This is a genomic window from Lysinibacillus sp. G1-3 (assembly GCF_056322905.1).
The window spans coordinates 22247-37591 of the sequence record NZ_JBWHYQ010000032.1 but is presented as its reverse complement, the minus strand read 5'-3'; the positions used below and the strand labels follow the sequence as shown (position 1 = coordinate 37591).

The window sequence follows — 15345 nt, the reverse complement described above, 5'->3', positions numbered from 1 at the left end:
TGTGCGAAAGCGCAGTGCAACGTAGCGACAGCAACAAATGTTTTCTGTGCGAAAGCGCAGTGCAACGTAGCGACAGCAACAAATGTTTTCTGTGCGAAAGCGCAGTGCAACGTAGCGACAGCAACAATTATGCCAAGGCGAAATTGATAGTAGTGTGCGAGGGGGAAAACGAATGTATGGGCAATTTTTAGCAAAAAAAAATAAAGAGCGAATAGTGTCCCTACAAAAGCTCGCGCAAACGCAAGATACGTGTTTTGCGCAAAACATTGATATGATAGCAGTCAAAGAAGTACAGTTAGCAGCCGTGCACAAAATTGTATATCAAGTTGTGCAGGGACTATTGAAAAAAAAACAACAACGACATTTACAAATTATACATCCAGAACAGACACAGTCAGTACAGGAGAATGTGCTAACGCTTTTAGCTGAATATGATGATTTACTGCGTGAAGCAATTCCACTCCCTATCTATATTTTCATTTGGCAAATTTCTTCATTGGAGAAGTTAGCTAATTGCGTTGAAGTTGTTGATGATGTACTTGATATATTGGAATGGTATTTTATTCATCAAAATGAGCAAGTTGAAGCATTTGACGAAGAAGTTCTTGATCATGAAGTAATCATTGACTTATACAAAGATGCCATCGAGGAACAGGATGCGGATGCACAGTTTCAACTTGGTGATTATTATAGTGCTATCGACGGGACATATTTCCAACCAGAAAAGTCTGTGAAGTGGTTCGAGTTAGCAGCATCACAAGATAATGCTGATGCACAATATGCTCTAGGTAATTTTCACTTTGAAGGTATAGGTGTAGAAGAAAACTATAACATGGCTTTTTCGCTGTACGAGGCTGCAGCAAAGCAAGGGCATCCGGATGCCGCGAATAATTTAGCGGATATGTATTTTAACGGTGAGGGAGTGCCAGAAAATTTGGTACTTGCGAAGAAGTGGTTCGAATTTGCCGCACAACATGGTGTGGCAGAGGCCATGTTTACACTCGGAATTATATACGAGCAGGGATTAGGAGTCGACAAAGATGAGGAGCAAGCTTGTAGCTATTATAAAAAATCTGCTGAAGTAGGCTATATTGAGGCACAATATAGGCTTGGAGGAATCTATCTAGAGGGTCGGTTAGGGCAACCGAAAGATGTGAATCGTGGATTATATTGGTATGAAAGAGCAGCGAAGCAATATCATGTCGATGCCTTTTATGATTTGGGCTTTATTTGGAGCCAAGGGTTAACAGGTATACGGAATATTGAAAAAGGTATTCATTGGTTTAAACAGGCCGCCCTTCAAGGTGATTCGGAAGCAAAATTACAACTAGGGCACATATACAATAAAGGGGAAGGAATAGCTAGAAATATTAACGAGGCTATAAAATGGTATGGTTTTGCAGCAGATGCTGGAAGTGCGGAAGCGGCAATTTTACTGCAAGAATTGAAAGGGGAGTAAGTATTTTTTATTAAAAAGTAATAGGTTTTTAGATTCAATTATTACCCCTTTTGATATAGATATTAAGTTTTAGTTCTGTTGCTATTAATGGGTATATATTATCAGTTGTGATTGGCCGTTAAAATATCAATATAATAAAGTGGTATTACCTCGAACTAAAACAAAGGAAAAATAAGCATAAAAAAAACAGAGATGATGTCAATTGGCTACCCAAAAGTATTGTGGTAGCTTTTTTGCTGTTTTAGATAATAAGTAAGACAACAGGTACTTTTTGTTCAATTAATGTAAAAAAATGTAATTATAAAAATTGACAGCTATTTATAAAATGTATAAGGTATATGAGGGATTTTGAAAGGTAGTTAGTAGCGATAGCTAATTATAAAGTTACCATTTTTAGTTGATTTAACAAAGGGACAGAGTCATAAGTAATACTGAGGGTGTTCTCACTAAAAGTTAGGGATGACAATTCCACAGGAAGGCGCTTAGCCCGAATGGAAATCAACTGTACGTTATGGTGATGTTTTTTTATTTTTAAGTGAATGGAATAAAATTTTTCTCAGCTTTTAAAAGTACACGGCATGAAAGAGGGTAAATGTGTGATTTTTCAAAAACAGAGAAAGACAACGGCGTTAGATTTAGAGCAATACATTGTAAAAATGGATATAGCGAATCGCAATTCAATAAAAAAGCAAATTGATTTGCTTAAATTGACGGAGCGGGATTTACAATATTTAAAAGCCTTTCAACCTTTTGTAGAAGGCAATATTGATAACATTGTTAATCGATTTTATGAAATGATTGTAACTGAACGTACTCTAGTAGATATTATTAATAAACATAGTTCTGTAGAGAAGCTGAAAATTACTTTAAGACGTCATATTATTGAAATGTTTAATGGTACGATTGATGATGATTTTTATCAAAGAAGAGTTAAAATTGCTAAAGTACATGTACATATCGGGCTTAAAACACAATGGTATATTTGTGCTTTTCAAGATTTAACGGCATCATTTATTGACTTAGTTGAAGAACATGTTCATCATCCAATGGATCAACTTAATACAATTAGGGCTATCTCAAAAATATCTAATTTTGAGCAACAGTTAGTTTTAGAGGCTTTTGAGCATACCATTGAGCAGCTTCATGAAAAAATAGAACGTAGAAAAGAAGTAATAGAGAAAAAAATCGTAGCGTCTTCGGAAGGTCTTGCCACAATATCATTGGAAACAAACAACTCGTTTCATCGCTTAAGTGAACAATCGGATGAAATTAAACAACTGGCAAAAAAATCACTTCAAGTGTCGACTATGGCTGAGAGTCAGGCATTAGAAGGTCGTGAACGATTAAAGAATCAATCGCAAAATATGAGTAATATTATTAATTCGCTTGATGGTATAGCGGAAAATATTACACAGTTGGCAGATATGTCAAGGGAAATGGAATCGATTATGAATGTTGTGACAAATATTGCTAATCAAACGAACTTGTTAGCTTTAAATGCGGCAATAGAAGCGGCTCGCGCTGGAGAAGCGGGTAAAGGCTTTAGTGTTGTTGCAGATGAAGTGAGAAAACTATCGATTCAAACAAAGGAATCTGTCACATCGGTTGCGACTTTATTACATAAAACGAATGAGCGGACTGATAAACTTGTTCACTCGCTTAGTAATATTCAAGAAGAGGTAACTTCTGGTGAGGAAAACATGGTTCAAACGGAAGGCCAATTTACTAATATATTGGACGCTATGACCGAAGCCAAAGAACAAAATGGACAGATGGAAAAAGAAGTACAAGCAATAGTAGAAGTACTAAGTCAATTAGGTATTGCTTTTAATGAAGTGAAAAATTCCGCTGAAGAACTAGCTAGCTTTGCACAAAATTTAAATTAATGAAGTGAAAAGCAAGAGACAAAGAAAAATAAAGATGCTTTACACTGTAGTGTATAATAACACTATATCAACTGTTAATATATACGATCCGCTAGGTAGATAAAAATACCGGTGAAAATATGCTGTTAAATTCAATATATACTAATTGAACATAGAAAAGAATGGAGCTATCCTATGCGCTGGATAGCTCCATTTTTGCTAAATTTGTAAAGGGTTTAACGTAATTTTCGATAAAAAAAGTTTATACTGAAATAAAGAACTAAAAATAGGGGCGGTTAATATGAAAACAGTAGTTGTATTAGGTGGCGGAATTACGGGTTTGTGTACGATGCATTATTTACAACGTCAAGTTCAGGAGAAAAACTTAAATGTAAAGCTTGTACTCGTTGAAAAAAATACATACCTTGGTGGTAAGCTTCACTCTGCATATGAACAAGGCTTTATCATGGAAACAGGAGCAGATTCTATAGTAGCGCGTCATAAAGGTGTTATGGAGTTAGTAGAAGAACTTAATTTTGAACAAAATCTTGTGTATAACGAAACGGGTGTTTCGTATATTTTCACAAATAATGAGCTACATGCTATCCCAGCAGATTCAACGTTTGGTATTCCTATGAGCTTACAATCTCTAGAGGAAAGCACGCTTGTATCAGAGAAAGGTAAAAAAGAAGCATTAAAGGATTTAACCATGCCAAATGAAGAGTTTACAAAGGAAAGTTCGATTGGGGAATTTTTAACGTACTATTTAGGTGAGGAGCTTGTTCAAAACCAAATAGCGCCCGTACTTGCAGGTGTATACTCGGGAGATTTAAATCAACTTTCAATTGCTTCCACTTTACCGTATTTAATCGATTACAAAAACGATTACGGTAGTATTATTAAAGGCTTTGATGCAAACAGGGAACAATTTTTGAAAGCCGCCAATAAAAAATTTATTTCATTTAAAAATGGTTTATCGTCATTAATTGATCGACTTGAAGAAACATTAACGGATGTAGAAATTATAAAAGGGATTGCCACTATAAGTGTTAAAAAGCAGGAGAATCAGTACTCCGTTACATTAGCAAACGGTAAAATAATTGAAGCAAATCATGTTGTCATGGCACTGCCAAATGAAGCGGTACAAAGCTTATTGCAGGATGAATCTTTGAACGGCTATTTTGAACAATTCAATACTGCATCCGCCATTACGATTTACTTAGGGTTTGATGTACCAGATAATAGATTACCCGCGGATGGAACAGGCTATATTGTGTCACATAATTCGGATGTTATTTGTAATGCAGCAACGTGGACAAGTCGCAAGTGGAAACACACGTCAGCAGAAGGAAAATTACTTGTACGACTTTTTTATAAGAGCATTAACCCTGAGTATGAGAGATTGCGTTTGATGTCAGATGAAGAGTTAGCAGCGGTTGCTCTAGAGGATGTAAGAAAAAGCTTGGGGATTGAGGAAACTCCAACAATTGTGGACGTGACAAAATGGATCGACCAAATGCCAAAGTATGATTTGGCACATCGTGAAGCGTTGCAAGGTCTCGTACAAGAGCTTGAGAAAAACTATCCGAATTTATCAATAGCGGGTTGCTCTTATTTCGGAGTGGGCATAGGTGCGTGTATTCAAAATGGTAAAAAAATTGGTGAGGAGCTTGCTGAAAAACTATCGTAATTGTTTGATTTAAATCAAAATATGGTATTTTTCGTGAGATTTTACCTCTGTTCTGTGAAATAGTCTTGACTCAATCGTTCGTAAACGATATGATTCTTTTAATTATTTAAAAAATTCATACAACATTCTTATCAAGAGAAGCTGAGGGACTGGCCCTATGAAGCTTCAGCAACCAACTTATTGTCAGGTGCTAAATCCAGAGGACCGTAGTGTCGAAGATGAGAAGGAAAAACAATGACGAAACGTTAAAGCCTTCTTTTTATGTAAAAGAAGGCTTTTTGCATTTTAATTTTTATAAATAAAGGAAGAGAGGCTAGTTTTATGGGATTGCTTGAAAGGTTAAAAACGCATGTTCTTACAGCAGATGGTGCAATTGGTACAGTTTTATATGGCTATGGCTTGGAGTATTGCCACGAGGAAATGAATATACAAAGACCTGAATTAATTGAAAAGATTCATAGAGAGTATATAGCGGCAGGTGCCGATATTATTCAAACGAACACTTACGGAGCTAATGCCATAAAATTAGCCCGCTATGGATTAGAATCTCGTGTGCAGCAGTTTAATGAAGCTGCTATAACGATTGCAAAACGAGCAGCGGCAGATGGTGGACAATTTGTCTTAGGTACTATTGGGGGAATCCGTGGTATTCGAAAAAGCGACGCAACGTTAGAGGGAATTTTAGCAACAATTGATGAGCAGGCAACCGTTTTACTTGCAGGAAATCCAGATGGCCTTTTACTTGAGACATATTATGATTTTGAAGAGTTAACAGCGACTTTAGCAATGCTACGAGCTAAAACGAAATTACCGATTATTGCTCAAGTTTCTATGCACGAACCAGGAATTTTACAAAATGGAATGAGCTTAAATAACGCTTTACATGAACTTGAAGCGCTAGGTGCTGATCTCGTAGGTGTTAACTGTCGCTTAGGTCCTCACCATACAATACAAGCATTTGAAGGTGTGGAGCTTCCTAAGAAAGCATTTATGTCAGCGTATCCGAATGCTTCTCTTCTTGATGTAGAGGATGGCCGTGTCGTTTATGAGTCGGAGGCAGATTATTTTGGTCGAGCAGCTGTAGAGCTTCGTGATCAGGGGGTACGTTTAATTGGTGGTTGCTGTGGTACGACACCAAAGCATATTGCTGCAGCGAAAAAGTACTTAGAGGAGTTATCTCCAGTCGAAGAAAAGTATGCAAAGCCAGAAAAAGTAGAGATTGTCCGTGAGGCTGAGCCAGCAAATTACGAACCATTACATGTAAAAGTAAAACGAGAACGCTCAGTTATAGTGGAATTAGATACACCAAGACATTTAGAAATTGAAGGCTTTATTGCGGGAGCAAGAAAAATATATGAGGCGGGCGCAGATGTAGTCATGATGGCAGATAATTCACTTGCTTCTCCAAGGATTAGTAATGTCGCAATGGGTGCCTTACTGAAAGAAACACACGGGGTACGACCGTTAACTCATATAACATGCCGAGATCGTAATTTAATTGGACTTCAATCACATTTAATGGGATTAAATGCACTAGGTATTCACGATATTTTAGCAGTGACTGGAGATCCGACGAAGGTGGGCGATTTCCCAGGGGCCACAAGCGTTTATGACGTATCTTCAATGGAGCTAATCCAATTAATAAAACAGTTAAATGAAGGTGTATCGTTCTCGGGGAAACCACTTCGTAAAAAGGCGAATTTCTCTGTAGCGGCTGCCTTTAATCCTAATGTACGTGTACTAGATCGCGCGGTATCTCGATTAGAGAAGAAAATTGAATATGGGGCAGATTATTTTATTTCGCAGCCTGTTTATACAAAGGAAAAAATCGTGGAAATATACGAGGCGACAAAGCATTTAGAAACACCAATTTATATAGGTATTATGCCAGTAACGAGCTATAAAAGTGCGGAGTTTTTACATCATGAAGTGCCAGGCATCAAACTATCCGATGATGTGTTAGCCCGTATGAAGGCATGTGGCGATGATAAAGAACGCGCAACACTAGAAGGGATTGCAATTGCCAAGGAATTAGTAGAAGTAGCAGCGGAATATTTCAATGGTATTTACCTCATCACACCATTTTTACGCTATGACATGACACTAGAATTGATGAAATTTATTGAGCAATTGGATGAACAGAAAAAAGGGGTAAGTATAAATGGCTAAGCACTTGATTGAAGAACAACTAGAGAAACGAATTTTAATTCTTGATGGCGCAATGGGTACAATGCTACAAAATGAAAATTTATCACCAGAGGATTTTGGCGGCGAGGAATATGATGGCTGTAATGAAAATCTCGTGCTAACTAGACCAGATGTGCTTGAAAAAGTTCATAGAAAATATTTAGAAGCTGGAGCAGATATTATTTGTACAAATACATTTGGAAGTACTCCACTTGTATTAAATGAATATGATCTTGGTGCGAAGGCAGAAGAAATCAATACACGTGCTGTGGAAATTGCACGCAAAGTAGTAGATGAGTTTTCTACATCCGATTGGCCACGTTTTGTAGCGGGGGCTATGGGACCAACCACAAAAACCTTGTCAGTTACAGGTGGTATTACATTTGATGAATTAGAGGAAAACTTCTATGTTCAGGCCAAGGCATTAATCGAAGCCGGAGCTGACGTTCTGTTGCTAGAAACTAGTCAGGATATGTTGAATGTTAAGGCAGGAACATTAGGGGTATCTCGTGCTTTTAAGGCAACTGAAAAAGAGCTACCTGTGATGATATCAGGAACAATTGAACCGATGGGAACAACATTGGCCGGTCAAACAATTGATGCTTTTTACATTTCCATCGAGCATATTAAGCCATTATCAGTTGGCTTAAACTGTGCAACTGGACCAGAGTTTATGACGGATCATATCCGTTCACTAGCAGAGCTTTCAACAGGCTATATTAGCTGTTACCCGAATGCAGGCTTACCTGACGAGGAAGGCTGCTACCATGAGTCACCTGATTCGCTGTCACAAAAGCTAAAAGGCTTTGCGGAAAAGGGGTGGTTAAATATTGTAGGAGGCTGCTGTGGTACAACTCCAGCACATATTGCTACTATTCGAGAAGTGCTAAAGGACCAAAAGCCTCGTCAATTACCAGATGCCACACATGGTCATGTAGTTTCTGGTATCGAGCCATTGGTGTATGACGATTCTATGCGTCCGTTATTTATTGGAGAACGGACGAATGTAATCGGTTCTCGTAAGTTTAAAAATTTAATTATTGACGGGAAGTTTGAGGAAGCTGCAGAAATCGCGCGTGCCCAGGTGAAAAATGGAGCACATGTTATCGATATTTGTTTAGCAAACCCTGACCGCGATGAACTAGAAGATATACGTGGCTTTATGCAGGAGGTTGTAAAAAAAGTAAAAGTACCTCTTGTAATTGACTCGACAGATGAAAAAGTAATTGAGGAAGCACTTAAGTTTTCTCAAGGGAAAGCCATTATTAACTCTATAAACCTAGAGGATGGCGAGGAGCGTTTTGACGCAGTTTTACCGCTAGTGAAAAAATATGGTGCCTCTTTAGTAGTGGGGACAATTGATGAGCAAGGCATGGCGGTTGATCGACAGCGCAAGCTTGAGATTGCTGAACGTTCCTATAAATTGCTAACAGAAAAGTGGGGTATTGCTCCTGAAGATATTATTTTTGACCCATTAATGTTCCCAGTAGGAACGGGAGATGAGCAGTATATTGGTTCAGCACTTGAAACGGTAGAAGGAATTCGCCTGATTAAAGAAAAAATGCCACGTACATTAACGGTGCTTGGTGTAAGTAATATTTCGTTCGGATTACCACCAGTAGGTCGTGAAGTATTAAATGCCGTATATTTATATCACTGTACACAGGCTGGATTAGATTATGCAATTGTGAATACGGAGAAGCTAGAACGTTATGCATCCATTCCTGAGGAGGAAATTAAGCTAGCCAATGATTTACTCTTCCATACAAATGATGAAACATTAGCTGTTTTCACGGATTTCTATCGTGATAAAAAGAAGGAAAAAACAGAGGCAGATATTCCGAAAACAGTAGAAGGTCGCTTAGCTTACTATATTTTAGAAGGTACAAAGGAAGGGCTTATTGAGGATCTAGATGCTGCTCGTGAAATTTTCGAAACACCGCTTGATATTATTAATGGCCCATTAATGGACGGAATGGCAGAGGTTGGCCGTTTATTTAACGATAATCAGCTCATCGTAGCAGAGGTGTTACAATCAGCAGGGGTTATGAAGGCAGCAGTGTCACATTTAGAGCAATTCATGGAGAAAAATGAAGAGAGTGCTGGCAAGGGGAAAATGGTACTCGCTACTGTAAAAGGCGATGTGCATGATATTGGGAAAAACCTTGTCGATATTATTTTAAGTAATAATGGCTATAAGGTAATTGATCTTGGCATTAAAGTAACACCTGCTCAGTTAATAGAAACGATTCGTAAGGAGAAGCCAGATTTCATCGGGCTTTCAGGCTTACTTGTAAAATCAGCACAGCAAATGGTTATTACAGCTCAAGATTTCAAGGAAGCGGGTATTGATGTCCCTATTTTAGTAGGGGGAGCGGCATTATCTCGTCGCTTTACTGAAACAAAAATTGCTGGCGAATATAATGGTCCTGTCATTTATTCAAAGGATGCGATGCAAGGATTAGAGCAAGTAAATCGGTTAATGGGGGCAGATACACGTGCTGATTTCTTAGTTGAAATTGAGGAATCTCGCAAAAAACGCTTAGAGGCAGACGAAAAAAGAGCGGCTCGCCCGGCTAAAGAAGTAACTGTTAAGCCTGTACGCACGGTAAAGGAAGCGTCTGTCTTTCTTCCGGCTGATTTGCGACGCCATGTAAAGAGAGATTACGCTGTTTCGCATTTATATCCATATGTTAATATGCGGACATTACTTGGACATCACCTAGGCTTAAAAGGTCAAGTACAGCAGTTGCTTGATGCTGGCGATGCAAGGGCAACAGAGTTAAAAGATTTAGTCGACGATTATTTACAAAGTGATTTATTGAAGCCTTCGGGTGTGTATCAGTTTTTCCCTGCACAAGCCGATGGGGATGATGTCGTTGTTTATGATCCAGCAAATAGCAAAACAGAAATTGAACGATTTACCTTCCCACGTCAGCAAGTTGAACCGTTTTTATGTCTTGCAGATTTCCTGAAAACAGTTGAAAGTGGTGAAATGGACTATATTTCTTTAATGGTAGTAACAGCTGGACAAGGGGTTATGACGAAGGCTCGTCAGCTAAAAGATGAAGGAAAATTCCTTGAAAGTCATGCATTACAATCTACAGCACTTGAGCTTGCGGAAGGCTTTGCGGAGCGTATGCACCAAGAAATTCGTGATCAATGGGGCTTCCCGGATGCGACAGATTTTACAATGCGTGATCGTTTCGCAGCAAAATATCAAGGGCAGCGTTTTTCATTTGGCTATCCTGCATGTCCGAACTTAGAAGATCAAGAGAAATTGTTTGGCTTATTAAAACCAGAAGACATTGGTGTGCATTTAACGGAAGGCTTTATGATGGAGCCTGAAGCTTCTGTTTCAGCAATAGTCTTTGCACATCCAGATGCTCGGTATTTTAATGTGTAATGCTAGGAAAAGTGGTATAACTTTATGTAAAGAGGTTAAGGTTAAAGCCTCGGCATAATTGAAGTAGGACGTGAGCATGATGATTCGATTAATGGAAGAAAAAGATTTACCTGGTGTTTTAGATATTTACAATGACATTATTTTAACGAGCAAAGCCGTTTATCGATATGAAACTCAATCGTTAGAAGAAAAAAGACGATGGTTCAAGGAGCAGCAAACAATCGGTAATCCACTGCTAGTCTTTGACGTAAATGGCACAGTAGCCGGCTTTGCAACATATAGTCAGTTCCGTCCATATCCAGGCTATAAGCACACAATGGAGCACTCTGTATATGTGCATAAAGATCATTATCAAAAGGGAATAGCTATCCAATTAATGCATGAGCTTATCCGAATTGCTAAAGAGCAAGATGTGAAAACACTCGTAGCGGGCATTGATGGTGAAAATATCGGAAGCATTAAAGTACATGAAAAACTAGGCTTTGAATATGTAGGTACAATTAAAAATGCAGGCTATAAATTTGATCAATGGCTAGATCTTGCATTTTATCAGTTACAGTTAACTGAACCAAAAGTATAGAAAGTATTCGACATGACATATCTTTTCAGCTTGCCTGCTTATACTAATGATTGAAGATGAAATACGGGTTAAATAATAGGTTGATTGGAGTGTAGGCTGGGCGACTCCTAGGGGATCAGCAATAAAGGAACGACGGCTAAAAACATCACGTCCTGTGATAACGCCTTCGTGACCAACATCATGTTGGCCCAAGCGGCTCATCGGACGACCCCAGGAAAGCGCCCAGCCGGAACGGAAATCAACTCCACTTTATAGTGATGAGCCATATTAATTTATATTTATTCCTAAACACATTACAAAAGGATATGACAAATGTCATATCCTTTTTATGATGTTTGCTTCTGTTGCATGATTGTACTCTTGTTTTATGATGAGGTCATAAGAAAAAAAGGAAAAGAGGGAGTAAATATAATGGCAACAGATAAAGAAAAAACAAAAAAACTGCGCCAAGACGTAGCACCATTTGCGAAATCTGATACGGCTAAAAGTATCTTCCAAATGGTTAATACGATTATACCTTTAATTGCTCTTTGGGTAGCTGGCTATATGTTAGTGGATGTTTCACCATGGTTAACAGCTGGGTTAAGTGTAATTTCTGCTGGATTTGTCGTACGAACTTTTATTATTTTCCATGATTGTACACACGGTTCATTTTTCAAAAATAAAAAAGCAAACGACTGGGTTGGTTTTGTAACTGGGGTGTTAACATCATTCCCATATGAAAAATGGAAACGTGAGCATACAATTCACCACGCAACTAGCTCGAACTTAGATAAGCGTGGTATTGGTGATATTGATATGATGACAGTGGAAGAATTTTTACAAGCATCTAAAGGGCAACGTTTATGGTATCGTTTTTACCGTAATCCATTTGTAATGTTTGGCTTAGGTCCACTGTTTATGGTGTTCATTTTAAACCGTCGTAATCGAAGTGATGCTAAACAGAAAGAACGTATTAACACGTATTTAACAAATGTAGTCATGGCAGGAATCTGTGCAGCCTTAATTTTCTTTATGGGATGGCAAGCATTTTTATTAGTGCATGGAGTAACATTGTTTGTGGCTGCTTCTCTTGGCATTTGGTTATTTTTTATCCAACATACGTATGAAGATTCTTATTTTGAGCATGACTCAGAATGGGATTATGTAAAGGCTGCTGTCGAAGGTAGCTCGTATTATAAATTACCAAAGCTATTACAATGGGTTACAGGCAATATTGGCTTCCACCATGTACACCATTTAGCTCCACGTGTACCGAACTATAATCTTGAAAAGGCGCATAATGACATACCGCCATTACACACTGCAACGACAATTACGTTACGTACAAGCTTAGAATCATTACGCTACAAGTTGTATGATGAAGAGCAAAGCAAGTTTGTAACCTTTAAAGACGTTAATGAAATAATTAAGCGAAAAGAAAGAGGCAGTTTAGCTGCTTAGTAGAATTTTTCAGCCATCTCTTCTAAGGGATGGCTGTTTTACGTAAACATTGTACAACAAGCGCAGTAAATATCATGTGCAGGCATAAAATAAATTTTCTTGTTATAATGAGGGAAAAGTAGGAAAGAGCGTGAGATTATGTTGAGGAAATGGCAAAGTATTATTCCGAATAGTCCAGTGCTCAGTATATATTTATGGATTATTTTCTGTTTCCTACCGTTTTTCTTCATTTTTAGAAAATCATCCTATATAGAAATATCAGTTGGTATTACATTTTTAATGCTATATTTTATTTTCTATCGGTTTTCCATGAATTCGAAAAACGGTCTTGTTTATATGTGGATTAGCTTTGAAATGGTTATTAATATCGTTATGACGATATTGTATGGCTATGTGTATTTATCAATTTTCACAGCTTTCTTCATTGGAAATCTTCGTAAACCGGTTGGCTTCTATATTATATACGGTCTACATATCGGTTTTACGGTTATTTCTACAGGTGTTGGCTTCTTCGTTGAGCTACATTTATTTTTATCACAACTACCATTTGTTGTTTTAACAATTTTAGCGGTTGTGCTTCTCCCGCTTACGATTTATTCAAAAAATAAACGCGAAAATTTAGAGGGTCAGCTTGAGACTGCTAATGAACGAATAGCTGAGTTAATTGTTTTTGAAGAACGCCAACGTATTGCTCGGGATTTACATGATACTCTTGGTCAAAAGTTATCGATGATAGGCTTAAAAAGCGACTTAGCTTCAAGATTAATTGAACGTGATCCACAGCAGGCTCTAACAGAGATTAAGGATATTCGTCAAACGGCGAGTATTGCATTAAAAGAAGTACGTGAATTAGTATCAGGTATGCGAACGGCTAGGTTTGAGGACGAACTTATGCGTATTGCCCAAATATTAAAGGCTGCTGAAATGGAGTTTGTATTTGATGGTGATAAAGATGCATTGCAAGTTCCACCGCTTGTAGAAAATGTATTATCCATGTGCTTAAAAGAGGCAGTCAATAATGTCGTTAAACATAGTGGTGCTACAAAATGCGAAATCGCCTTCCATCAAAATTTTAAGGAAATATATTTAGTTGTTCGTGATAATGGACAAGGAATCACCAAAAAGCAAGCTTGGAAAACGGGTAACGGATTAAAGGGAATGCGAGAACGGTTAGAGTTTATAAACGGTTCTTTTAAAATCGAAAGTGAAGAGGGCACTACATTAACAGTGTCGATTCCAGTTGCGATTACGCATCAGAAGGTCAAAGAAAATCTGAAGAACATATAGAAATGAGGACTGTGACATGATACGAATTGTAATTGCTGAAGATCAGGGTATGCTATTAGGCGCACTCCGTTCATTACTTAGTATGGAGGATGATATGGAGGTCGTCGGCTTAGCAAAAAATGGCGAGGAAGCATTGGCGCTTGTTGAAGAGCATCAGCCTGATATTTGTATTATGGATATTGAAATGCCAGTAAAAACTGGATTGGATGCTGCCGAGGAACTGCATGCCACAGGTTCTAATTGTAAAGTGATTATATTAACGACATTTGCAAGGCCAGGTTATTTTGAGCGTGCAAGAAAAGCCAGTGTTCGTGGCTATCTACTAAAGGATAGTCCAATAGAAGAATTGGCCAGTGCCATTCGCACAATTATGGACGGCAAAAGAATATATGCGCCTGAACTCGTTGATTTTGTCTATGAGGATGATAGTGAAAATCCTTTAACTGACCGCGAGAGCCAGGTACTGACACTCGTTGCAGAGGGCAAGACGACAAAAGAAATTGCTGCAGAATTGTTTTTATCGGCAGGAACTGTCCGCAACTATATCTCCACTATTTTAGAAAAATTAAATGTTGGAAATCGTATTGAAGCCATCGCTCGTTTTAAGGAAAAAGGGTGGAATAAGTAAGTAGCTTAAGAACTTATCATGAATATCCTTATACCTAAGAAAGTGTTTGGATTAAAAATAGACAAAAGGCATTGAATTATTTAAATTCGGTGCCTTTTGTCATATAAAAAATATATTAGCATATTGTATATTTTGACTATTAATGATAATATTTAGAAAAACATGATCACTTTAATGGGAAGGGTGGAAATAATTGTGGGAAAAATTATGAAAGTTACTTCAACAGCATTATTAGCAACAACATTTGTCTTTACTAGCGCATATCCTTCAGCCGTCTTTGCTGCAAGCAACGATATGGTTGAACCAGTAGTTGAAACGGAGACATCTACCCCACTACAAAGTAATATGGATCTAGCTGTTCAAGCGGCATTAGTCGGTCCTGAAATTAAAAAATTAAATGTACTAGGTCATGAATTTAATGTAAAACCAGCTTCTATTTCGAAAAAGGATGATTTAACAGTTGTAAATGGGCAAATTTCCCATCACTTAAGCTGGCGTCCGGATGATCAGTTATACTATCGTATTGATATAGAAAATGGAGAAGTTAAGCAAGTAGAGATTAAAATTGACCGTGGAGGTTGGACGAGTTTATCTGCTCCATTTCTTGCTACATTAGCACAAAAGAATGATATCCCGGTTACGCTCGAAATGATACAAGAACTTGGGCAAAAATTAGGTAGTTTTATTGATGGTAAATGGGAATATGCAGCTGAAGCAATTGTTTCAACTATTGCTTTACATGTTGAATAATATAAAACTTTAATCAGTTGGGGGTCATCCCCACTGATTATTTTTATGAC

General features: G+C 37.9%; 10 protein-coding genes and 1 riboswitch. All 10 genes read left to right on the top strand.

Going from position 1 to position 15345, the window contains the following annotated elements; all coding sequences use genetic code 11:
* Nucleotides 1–172: 172 nt before the first annotated feature.
* The 10 genes from ACVYAD_RS24125 to ACVYAD_RS24080 all read left to right on the top strand — a co-directional run bounded on the left by ACVYAD_RS24125 (nt 173) and on the right by ACVYAD_RS24080 (nt 15295).
* Entirely contained in the window at nt 173–1459 is a 1287-nt protein-coding gene (locus tag ACVYAD_RS24125) for an SEL1-like repeat protein (RefSeq protein WP_476428187.1), read from the top strand.
* Between the two features lie 596 nt (nt 1460–2055).
* Complete coding sequence (locus tag ACVYAD_RS24120; RefSeq protein ID WP_476428186.1) at nt 2056–3345, top strand: protoglobin domain-containing protein; 1290 nt, start codon at nt 2056–2058, stop codon at nt 3343–3345.
* Nucleotides 3346–3625: 280 nt separating this feature from the next.
* Entirely contained in the window at nt 3626–5014 is a 1389-nt protein-coding gene (locus tag ACVYAD_RS24115; RefSeq protein WP_349661940.1) for a protoporphyrinogen oxidase, read from the top strand.
* Nucleotides 5015–5139: 125 nt separating this feature from the next.
* Nucleotides 5140–5239: riboswitch (SAM riboswitch) on the top strand.
* Nucleotides 5240–5335: 96 nt separating this feature from the next.
* Nucleotides 5336–7183, top strand: coding sequence for a bifunctional homocysteine S-methyltransferase/methylenetetrahydrofolate reductase (locus tag ACVYAD_RS24110; RefSeq protein ID WP_476428185.1), 1848 nt, complete (start codon nt 5336–5338; stop codon nt 7181–7183).
* Nucleotides 7176–10607, top strand: a complete 3432-nt coding sequence (gene metH / locus ACVYAD_RS24105) for a methionine synthase (RefSeq protein WP_476428184.1) — start codon at nt 7176–7178, stop codon at nt 10605–10607. The genes ACVYAD_RS24110 and metH overlap by 8 nt, the downstream gene beginning before the upstream one ends.
* A 79-nt stretch (nt 10608–10686) precedes the next feature.
* Nucleotides 10687–11187, top strand: coding sequence for a GNAT family N-acetyltransferase (locus ACVYAD_RS24100; protein ID WP_386830450.1), 501 nt, complete (start codon nt 10687–10689; stop codon nt 11185–11187).
* A 411-nt stretch (nt 11188–11598) separates the two neighbouring features.
* Nucleotides 11599–12630: a Delta(5) desaturase DesA gene (gene desA, locus ACVYAD_RS24095; protein WP_349661937.1), complete on the top strand. Its 1032-nt coding sequence runs from the start codon at nt 11599–11601 to the stop codon at nt 12628–12630.
* 138 nt (nt 12631–12768) lie between these two features.
* Nucleotides 12769–13917, top strand: a complete 1149-nt coding sequence (locus ACVYAD_RS24090) for a sensor histidine kinase (protein ID WP_432760169.1) — start codon at nt 12769–12771, stop codon at nt 13915–13917.
* A gap of 16 nt (nt 13918–13933) precedes the next feature.
* The gene (locus tag ACVYAD_RS24085; RefSeq protein ID WP_349661936.1) at nt 13934–14545 is read left to right on the top strand and encodes a response regulator transcription factor; all 612 of its coding nucleotides are present in this window, start codon (nt 13934–13936) and stop codon (nt 14543–14545) included.
* Between the two features lie 195 nt (nt 14546–14740).
* Entirely contained in the window at nt 14741–15295 is a 555-nt protein-coding gene (locus ACVYAD_RS24080) for a methyltransferase (protein ID WP_476428183.1), read from the top strand.
* The last annotated feature ends 50 nt before the right edge of the window (nt 15296–15345 follow it).

Bases quoted from the DNA above. Each gene is read 5' to 3' on its own strand.
- ACVYAD_RS24125 (WP_476428187.1), top strand. From the start codon at position 173: ATGTATGGGCAATTTTTAGCAAAAAAAAATAAAGAGCGAATAGTGTCC.
- metH (WP_476428184.1), top strand. From the start codon at position 7,176: ATGGCTAAGCACTTGATTGAAGAACAACTAGAGAAACGAATTTTAATT.
- ACVYAD_RS24100 (WP_386830450.1), top strand. From the start codon at position 10,687: ATGATTCGATTAATGGAAGAAAAAGATTTACCTGGTGTTTTAGATATT.
- desA (WP_349661937.1), top strand. From the start codon at position 11,599: ATGGCAACAGATAAAGAAAAAACAAAAAAACTGCGCCAAGACGTAGCA.
- ACVYAD_RS24090 (WP_432760169.1), top strand. From the start codon at position 12,769: ATGTTGAGGAAATGGCAAAGTATTATTCCGAATAGTCCAGTGCTCAGT.
- ACVYAD_RS24115 (WP_349661940.1), top strand. From the start codon at position 3,626: ATGAAAACAGTAGTTGTATTAGGTGGCGGAATTACGGGTTTGTGTACG.
- ACVYAD_RS24085 (WP_349661936.1), top strand. From the start codon at position 13,934: ATGATACGAATTGTAATTGCTGAAGATCAGGGTATGCTATTAGGCGCA.
- ACVYAD_RS24110 (WP_476428185.1), top strand. From the start codon at position 5,336: ATGGGATTGCTTGAAAGGTTAAAAACGCATGTTCTTACAGCAGATGGT.